The sequence below is a fragment of the Rhizobacter sp. P1_G5 genome (genome assembly GCF_056405435.1).
Genome location: NZ_JBFUCB010000505.1, coordinates 1 through 4,541, shown reverse-complemented (window position 1 = coordinate 4,541; position 4,541 = coordinate 1). Strand labels below are relative to the sequence as shown.

Annotated in this window: 3 protein-coding genes; all 3 read right to left on the bottom strand. The window is 70.2% G+C overall.

What is annotated here, in order from left to right; translation table 11 throughout:
• The coding region (locus tag AC1D12_RS25615; protein ID WP_477843732.1) for a choice-of-anchor D domain-containing protein at positions 1–2,011 on the bottom strand (2,011 nt) is incomplete at its 3' end.
• A gap of 4 nt (positions 2,012–2,015) precedes the next feature.
• Positions 2,016–3,506, bottom strand: coding sequence for a DUF1552 domain-containing protein (locus AC1D12_RS25610; protein ID WP_477843730.1), 1,491 nt, complete (start codon positions 3,504–3,506; stop codon positions 2,016–2,018).
• On the bottom strand, positions 3,503–4,541 hold a 1,039-nt coding region (locus tag AC1D12_RS25605), incomplete at its 5' end, for a DUF1588 domain-containing protein (RefSeq protein WP_477843728.1). The genes AC1D12_RS25610 and AC1D12_RS25605, both read right to left, overlap by 4 nt.

The following is a 4,541-nucleotide window of genomic DNA, read 5'->3' as shown; positions in this document are numbered from 1 at the left end:
GCGGTGTCGTGCCACCGCCACCCCCGGGCGGCGAGGCGGCGACGCCGCTGCCGCTCAGCGCGACGTCCGGCGGGTTGCTGCCGCTCGACGCGACCAGCAGCACCGCGCTGCGCACGCCGGCCGCGTCGGGCACGAAGCTGACGATCACCGTGCAGCTCGCATTGGCGGCCAGCGTGATGCCGCCGACGCAGGTGCCGCCGCCGACCGAGAACGCATCGGCCTGCGCGCCCGAGGTGCCGATCGACGACACCGTCACGCTGCCCGGCCCGTTGTTCACCAGCGTCAGCGGGCTGCCGGCCGCCGTCTTGCCGACCTCGGTGGACGGGAACTGCAGCGTGTTGGTATTGCCCTGCCAGGCCAGCACCGGCAGCACCGCTGTCGTGCCCTGGCCGGTCAGCACCACGCTGTTCGGCGAGCTGAACGCGTTCGACGTGATCGTCACCGTCTCGGCCGCGTTGTCGGCCGCCGGCGAGTAGGTCACCGTCAGCGTGCAGGCCACGCCGGGCGCGAGGCTGGCCGCGCAATCGTGGCTGGCCTTGAACTCGGTCGAGCTGCTGACGATGCTCGCGATCTGCAGCGCCGCGCTGCCGGTGTTCGACACCGTCACCGAGCGCGGCACCGAGCTCGTGCCCATCGACACCTGGCCGAAGCCGATCGACGGTTGCGACAGCGTCAGTTCCGGCGATGCGATCGCGATGCCGACGCCGCCGACCGACAGCGAGGCCGTGCCGCTCGGCGCGTTGCTCGCGATCTCGACGCTGGCCGAACGCGGGCCGAGCGCACTCGGCTTCAGCGCCACGGTCACCGTGCAGCTCGCCGCCGGCGCCACCGTCGCGCCGGCACAGGTGCCGCCGAGCACGATGTCGGCGGCGTTGGTGCCGCTCGCGCTGACTTTGCTGATCTTCAGGTCGCCCTGGCCGTTGTTCGTGACCGTCGCGGTGCGCGCGGCACCGGTGGTCGCGAGGCCTTGCGCGCCGAGGTCCAGCACGATCGCGTCCAGCGCCAGCCCGGGCTGCGCGTTCGCATTGCCGGTGCCGTTCAGCGTCACCATGGCAGCGGTGCTGCTCGCGCTGTGGGCGATCGCGAGGCTCGCGGCGCGCGCCCCGGTGGCCGCCGGCGTGAAGGCGATGTCGATGAAGCAGTTGCTGCCCGCGGCGACGCTGGTGCCGGCCTTGCAGGTCGAGGCCGAGGCGATCGCGAACTCCGCGGCCTGCGCGCCGCTCACCGTCAGCGTGTTGACCGTCAGCGCCGCGGTGCCGCTGTTGCCCAGCGTCACGCGCAGCGGGTCCGAGCTGGCGCCCACCGTCTGCGAGAAGCTCAGCGTGGTCGGCGACAGTGTCACCGTCGGCGAGCTGTCGGCGCCGGTGCCCGAGAGCGTCGCGGTGCTGCTGCCGGTGGCGCCGTTGTGGCCGACGGTCAGCGTGGCCGAGCGCGTGCCGGCGAGCGTGGGCTTGAAGGTCACCGTCACCGAGCAGGCGGTGCCGGCGGCGAGCGAGGTGCCCACCTTGCAGGTGCCGCCGCTGATCGCGAAATCGCTGCCCGCGGTGAGCCCGAGGCTGCTGATCACCAGGGCCGCGCCCGCGCCCACCGAGTTGTTGACCGAGAAGGTCTGTGCGGCGCTGGTGGTGCCCAGCGCCTGGCTCGTGAAGCTGAGGCTGCCCGGGCTGACCGACGGTGCCGGCTCCGGCGTGGTCGGCAGGTAGCTCGGCGTGCGGCCGAGCTGCTGGCCGATGTAGGCCGCCAGGTCGTTCAACTGCGCATCGGTGAGCTTGCCCTGCAGGAAGTTCATCTGCGTGTTGGTCACGATGATGCCCTTGATGTTGGACGCGCTCGTGCCGTTGGCGATGCGGTTCAGCGGGTTCGCCGGGATCGTGCCGTGGCAGGCGCTGTTGCTGCAGCTCTGCTTGCCGGCGACCAGCGTGGTCGTGAACAGCATCTGGCCGTTGCTGGCGCTCTGCGCCAGTGCGGGCCCGGCGACAGCCGCGAGAAGAAGAAGGAGGACGCGCTTCATCGCATCAGGCCTTCATCCACGGCAGGTCCTGCCCGGCCACCGACCAGATCGCGTCGGTGTGGTCGCCGTTGGCGCCGCGCACGTTCGGGTAGCCCCACGCGGTGGTGTTCACGTCGCTGGTGCTCACGCCCATCGCGCGCAGCACCATGCCCATCCACTGCGTGTACAGCAGGCCCGAGTACCAGTGCGGGTCCGACGACCAGTTGAACGAGTTCAGGTCGCGGTAGTCCAGCGACTGGCCGGTCTTGAAATAGCCGCCGGCATCGCCGAGCGCGATGATCGGGATGCAGCGGTTGTGGTGGTGGCCCGGGTTGCCACCCGAGCCGAGTTCGAAGCCGCTCGCGATCAGCGCCTTGTCGAACAGCGTCTTGCCGTCGGCCGTCTTCACCTGGTCCATCTTCGCGGCCATGTCGAGCATGCAGCTCTCGAACTGCAGCTGCACCGCGGCGTTGAAGCCGGCGCGCTTGCCGCTGTCGTCCAGCGCATGCGCGTAGTCGTTGTGCCAGGCGTGTTCCGGCTCCGGGCCGAAGGTGTACGAGGTGGCGCCGTTCACGTAGACGCGGCTGATGCCGGCCGAGAAGGCCGCCACCACGATGTCGTTCCACAGCTGCTCCACCTGCGCCTGGCTCGGCGGCTGGCCGTAGAAGCCGGCCGCCGATTCCAGCGACGAGGTGTCGCTGGTCGGGCGCTGGAAGGTGCTGCTGACCGGCGTCTGCGCGAGCTTGCCTTCGACCTGGTTCAGCAGGTCGAGGTAGTCGCCGAGCCGCGACTTGCAGTCGGCCGAGCACGAGGCATCGGCCATCACCAGGTCGGCGTGTTCCTTCACGCGGTCGACCAGCACCGTCTTGTCGGTCGGTGCCGGGGTCGTGGTGCCGCCGCCGCTCGCGTTCTTGAAGAGGCGATCGAACAGCTTGACGTTGCTCTCGGCGGTCGGCGTGGTCTGCACGGTGGCGGTGCCGGATTTCGACAGCGACACCAGGTTGCGCACGATCGCCGGCTGCAGCACCGCGGTCGGGTAGAAGCTGCTCGCGCTGCCCAGCACCTGGTCGATGGTCGGGTTGGTGGCGTCGCCGCCCAGCGTGCCGCCGCGGTTGTGGCCGCTGCCGACCGCGAAGTCGAGGCCGTTGATGATGTTCATCTTCGACACCATGCGCGCCGTCAGCTTCGAGCTCTTGGCCTGCAGGATGTCGCTGATCACCGTCATGTCGCCCGAGGCCTTGGCGGCCGCGGCGAGCTGGGCCTGGCGGATCGTGATGCCGCCATAGCTCTGCGTCGCCGCAGGCGCCTGGTCGAGCAGCGGCCCGAAGAACTGGCTCTGGAACACGCCGTGCCAGGTGGTGGTGTGCACGAAGAAGCGCTCGGCCGAGGCGGCTGCCTCGGTGGCGGCGCGCGCCTCGCGCGGCAGCAGCGAAGGCAGCAAGGGCAGCGCGAGTGCGGTGCCGCCGGCGCCGAGCAGGAACTGCCGGCGTGACAAGGGGTTGAATGCGGGTTTCATTGCGCCCTCTGGATCGTGGTGAACTCGGTACGCAGCGCGACGGATGCGAACAGGCTGCGCAGGTTGGCGCCGTTGGCGGCCTGCACGCGCAGTGCTTCGATCAGTGCGCCGTCGGCGGCGGTCTCGGGACGGCCGAAGCTGTAGCGGACGTAGTTGCGTGCGAAGCAGCGCTCGAACTGGCCGCTGTCGAGGATGTACTGCTGCGTGGCCGCCGGCGACGCGACGGCGCGCGACGAGCCGTCGGCCAGCCGCACCAGCGCGGCGGTGTCGATCGGCTTCTCGCCGAGCAGCCCGCCCTTGTCATCGAGCACGCGTTCGGTGCTGCGCGCGCGGCCCAGCGAATCGAAGCCCTCGAAGGCGAAGCCCCATGGGTTCATCTGCGTCTTGTGGCAGCCGATGCACGAGGTGCCCTCCATCTCGGTGACACGTTCGACGCGCTGACGAGTGGTCAGCACGCCCGTGAGATCCGCCTTCGAGTTCGATTGGTCCATCGCCGGCGTCGGCATCGCCTCGCAGGTCAGCCCGAACAGCACGCGGCTGCCGCGCGAGATCGGCAGCGTCGTGTCGGTCGAGCCCTGGGCGATGTAGCCGATACGGGTGAGCAGGCCCACGCGCGAGGCTTCGGTGAAGAGCGGCGGCGCGGACTTGCCGTCCCACACCGCGGTCTTGTAGAGCGAGGCGATGTCGGCCGTCTTCGCGTACGAGTGGCGGTCGGTCAGCACCTGCTGCAGCGAGGCATTGCGCGCCGCCAGGTACGAGACCATGTCCAGCACCTCGTTCACGGCCGCATCGCGCGAGGTCGGCAGCGGCTTGAAGCTGCCGGCGAAGGCGTCGAACTTCGGATCGCCGACCTTGCCGTCCAGCGCCACCAGCTCCTGCAGGCGGAACCAGCCGCCGAAGAAATCGCGCATCGCGCGGTCGGAGCGGCTGTCGGCCATCAGGCGCTGGATCTGCGCGGTGTAGACGGCCGGCTTCAGCAGCGAGCCGTCATCGGCCAGCGTGTTCAGCGTGGCGTCGGGCACCGAGTTCCAGAAG